The organism is Streptomyces sp. NPDC006265 (assembly GCF_040613555.1).
Taxonomy (GTDB): domain Bacteria; phylum Actinomycetota; class Actinomycetes; order Streptomycetales; family Streptomycetaceae; genus Streptomyces.
Genome location: NZ_JBEXSH010000852.1, coordinates 1 through 3,890, shown reverse-complemented (window position 1 = coordinate 3,890; position 3,890 = coordinate 1). Strand labels below are relative to the sequence as shown.

Sequence of the window (3,890 nt, the reverse complement as noted above, 5' to 3'; positions counted from 1 at the left end):
TCGCAAAGGCCGACCACCCGGTCAGTGACCTGTCGTCGCGACAGACCCAGGTGCTGCACCCGGTACGTCGGCAGCACGGCGAGGACAGCGTTCTCGCGTCCACCGCGCAGCCGGCCCACCTGCTCCGCGAGCCGCTCCGCAGCCGTGTCCAGATCGGCCGAGGCCTGCGCCGCGCGCAGCTCGTCCGTGACGGCGAGCAGGGCTGCGAGATGGCCCGCGAGCTGGATGTCCAGCTCTTCCTCACGGGAACGGTGGGGGAAGTCGGGGTCGGGGCCGTCCACCGCGTTGTGGACCGACTTGTCGCGGATCGGTTCGTACATGGGAAGGCCTCCTGTGTCCTTACAGGAAGCCATCCTAGCTTAGATTTCGTCTAAAGTTGAGTTGTTCACAATACAGGACTGCCTGCACACGAAGCGTGAGCAGGCAGTCGGCGGTGCGGGGTCAGGGCTGACTGTAGCCGTCCAGGAAGTGCCCGATCCGGTCCATCGCGTCGGTCAGGTCGCCGACCGTCGGCAGGGTCACCACCCGGAAGTGGTCCGGCTCCGGCCAGTTGAAGCCCGTGCCCTGGACGACCATGATCTTTTCGCGCCGGAGCAGGTCCAGGACCATCCGGCGGTCGTCCTTGATCTTGAAGACCTTGGGGTCGAGGCGCGGGAAGAGATACAGCGCGCCCTTGGGCTTCACGCAGGACACCCCGGGGATCTGGGTCAGCAGCTCGTACGCCGTGTCCCGCTGCTCGCGCAGCCGCCCGCCCGGCAGTACCAGGTCGTTGATCGTCTGGCGTCCGCTGAGCGCCGCGACGACCCCGTGCTGCCCGGGCATGTTGGCGCACAGGCGCATGTTCGCCAGGATCGTCAGACCCTCGATGTAGGAATCGGCGTGGGCGCGCGGCCCGGAGATCGACATCCAGCCGACCCGGTATCCGGCCACCCGGTAGGCCTTCGACATGCCGTTGAAGGTGAGGGTGAGCAGATCCGGGGCGACGGAGGCGGTCGGGGTGTGGGTGGCTCCGTCGTAGAGGATCTTGTCGTAGATCTCGTCGGAGCAGACGAGCAGGTTGTGGCGGCGGGCGATGTCGGTCAGGCCCTTGATCATCGCCTCGTCGTAGACGGCCCCCGTCGGGTTGTTGGGGTTGATGATCACGAGCGCCTTGGTGCGGTCGGTGACCTTGCGCTCGATGTCGGCGAGGTCCGGCATCCAGTCGGCCTGCTCGTCGCAGCGGTAGTGCACGGCGGTGCCGCCGGACAGGGAGACGGCGGCGGTCCACAGCGGGTAGTCGGGGGCGGGAACCAGGACCTCGTCGCCGTCGTCCAGCAGGCCCTGCATCGCCATCACGATCAGCTCGGAGACGCCGTTGCCGATGAAGACGTGCTCGACGTCCGTCTCGATGCCGAGAGTCTGGTTGTGCATCACGACGGCCCGGCGCGCGGCCAGCAGGCCCTTGGCGTCACCGTAGCCGTGTGCCGACGACACGTTCCGGAGGACGTCCTCCAGGATCTCCGGCGGGCACTCGAAGCCGAAAGCGGCCGGGTTGCCGGTGTTGAGCTTGAGGATGCGGTGCCCTGCTGCTTCCAGGCGCATCGCCTCCTCGAGAACCGGGCCCCGGATCTCGTAACAGACATTGGCGAGCTTGGTCGACTGGATCACCTGCATGTCTGGGAGCTTACGGCCCGGTAACGCGTCCCGGGTCGTGTTTTCCGCCACGTGAGACGCGGGGATTTGGGGCGATATCGCCGCACGCTGTCTCACCAGCACCTTCAGTCTCTAGAATGCGCCGCCATGTCCAAGTCATTCGAGTACGCCGACGGAGTGACCGGTCACGAGTCGCAGGGCGCGCCGAACGTGTACCTGCCGCAGGCCGCCGCGTCCCCCGTCTACGACGCGTACGCGGATCCGGCGGCGGCGCACGGGTGGCAGGACGTGTACGACATGACGGACACCGGCGGCGGTGCCGGGTATTCGGGCGGCGCGGACGGCGCAGGCGGTTCCCACTCCGGCGCGTACCCCGCCGACGGCGCGTACCCCGCCGACGGTGCGCACCCCGCCGACGGCGCGTACCCCGCCGACGGTGCGCACCCCACCGATGGTGCGCACCCCACCGATGGTGCGCACCCCACCGATGGTGCGCACCCCACCGATGGTGCGTACGCCACACGCGCGTACCCCGGCGGCATGCACCCCGCCGGCGCGGACGGCATCGGTGACACCCGTGAGCTGCCGGCCGTGCCGGTGCGGGGCCGGGCCGGTGGGGGGCATCGAGCCCGGCGCAAGCCGGCTCCCCGGCCCGCGCGCCGTGTGGCGGTCGCCGCCGGTGCCGTGGGTGCCGTGTCGGCGGTCGCCCTGATCGCCGGGTTCGCCTTCTCGGGGTCACCTTCCGGTGGGACGCAGGGCGGCCGCACGGGTCCGACGTCGGGGGAGTCGCCGACGGCTGCGCCCGGGGCGTCGCGTCCGGCCAACGCCTCCGACGCTCCACTCGTCGCCGGGCCGGGCGAATCTGACGAGCCGTCCGGCACGGCGTCCGCGTCGCCGTACTCCGAGGCGGGCCGAACCCCCTCCGCGTCCGGTACGGACAGTGCGCCGCCCCCGGCCTCCGGCCCCACGAGCGATGCCCCGACGGACATCGCCCCCACCGGCACGGACTCGGCGCCCGGCAGGTCCGGGGAGAAACCCGGACACGGCCCCGGGGGTACCAAGGGACCCAAGTGACCCTCCGGTAAGGGCGGTTGAGTAGGGTCGGACAGGACTCCGGAATTCCGGTTGTGGAACAGGTTCTTGTGCCGCCCCCCTGCGACGATCACAATGCACATGACAACAAGTGCGGGCGGCCGGAAGATTTCCGGTCGCCTCCGTCGCAAGAGGGGACCCCCCATGAGAAAACCTCTCGCCGCCGCGTTCTGCGCCCTGGCGATAGCCGGGGCCGGCGCGGCCCCCGCGACCGCTGCCGATGCCGCCCCCACGGGCGTCGGCAAGGCCGCGGACACGGGCAAGGTCACATCCGCCGTCTCGGGTGTGGTCACGTCCGTGGAGCAGACGCTGTCCGGGCTCGGCAGCCCCAAGGCCAAGGCCGTGAACTTCGCCGGCACCGTCGCGCTCAGCAACTGCTCCGGCTCGGTTGTCCGGATGCCGGACTCCGAGGCCGACGACCCGGCGCTCGTGATGACCAACGGCCACTGCCTGGAGTCCGGGTTCCCCGGCCCCGGCGAGGTCCTCGTCGACAAGGCCTCCAGCCGCACCTTCGGCCTGCTCAACTCCTCCGGCTCGCGCGTCGCCACCCTGCGCGCCGCCAAGCTCGCCTACGGCACGATGACCGACACGGACGTCGCGTTGTATCAGCTGACCACCACGTACGCGCAGATCAAGAGCTCGTACAACATCAACGCGCTGACGCTGAACGACACCCACCCGGTCGCCGGCACCGCCATCAGCATCCCCTCCGGCTACTGGAAGCGGATCTACAACTGCTCCGTCGACGGGTTCGCGTACCGCCTGAAGGAGGGCGACTGGACCTGGAAGGACTCGGTCCGTTACACCTCCGCCTGCAACACCATCGGCGGCACGTCCGGCTCGCCCGTCGTCGACCAGGCCACCAACAAGGTCGTCGCCATCAACAACACCGGCAACGAGGACGGTGAGCGCTGCACGGTGAACAACCCGTGCGAGGTCGACGCGAACGGCACCGTGACCGTCCGCAAGGGCATCAACTACGCCCAGGAGACCTACGGGATCCCGGCCTGCTTCGGGATCGACAACAAGCTCGACCTGAGCGCGAGCGGCTGCACCCTGCCCAAGCCGTAAGGCAGGGTGCCGGCCGGGCGGTCACGCGGGAGGAGTCCTGCGGACCGCCCGGCCCGCCCGCGCGTCCGTGCGCCGGCCGGCCTCGATCACGAACC

General features: G+C 69.9%; 4 protein-coding genes. 2 read left to right on the top strand and 2 right to left on the bottom strand.

The genetic code is table 11. From position 1 onward, the window contains the following. Positions 1-320, bottom strand: a 320-nt coding sequence (locus ABZ281_RS41405; RefSeq protein ID WP_356663099.1) for a hypothetical protein, incomplete at its 3' end; no start/stop codon positions are given. 121 nt (positions 321-441) lie between these two features. Then, on the bottom strand, positions 442-1,653 hold the full coding sequence (locus tag ABZ281_RS41400; RefSeq protein ID WP_356663098.1) for a pyridoxal phosphate-dependent aminotransferase: 1,212 nt from the start codon (positions 1,651-1,653) through the stop codon (positions 442-444). A gap of 126 nt (positions 1,654-1,779) precedes the next feature. On the opposite strand from ABZ281_RS41400, the gene ABZ281_RS41395 reads away from it, so the two are divergent. Together ABZ281_RS41395 and ABZ281_RS41390 are read left to right on the top strand one after the other, a co-directional pair. After that, entirely contained in the window at positions 1,780-2,706 is a 927-nt protein-coding gene (locus tag ABZ281_RS41395; protein WP_356663097.1) for a hypothetical protein, read from the top strand. Positions 2,707-2,868: 162 nt separating this feature from the next. Further along, a complete protein-coding gene (locus tag ABZ281_RS41390; RefSeq protein ID WP_356663096.1) occupies positions 2,869-3,795 on the top strand; it encodes a serine protease in 927 nt (308 codons plus the stop codon). Positions 3,796-3,890: the final 95 nt, after the last annotated feature.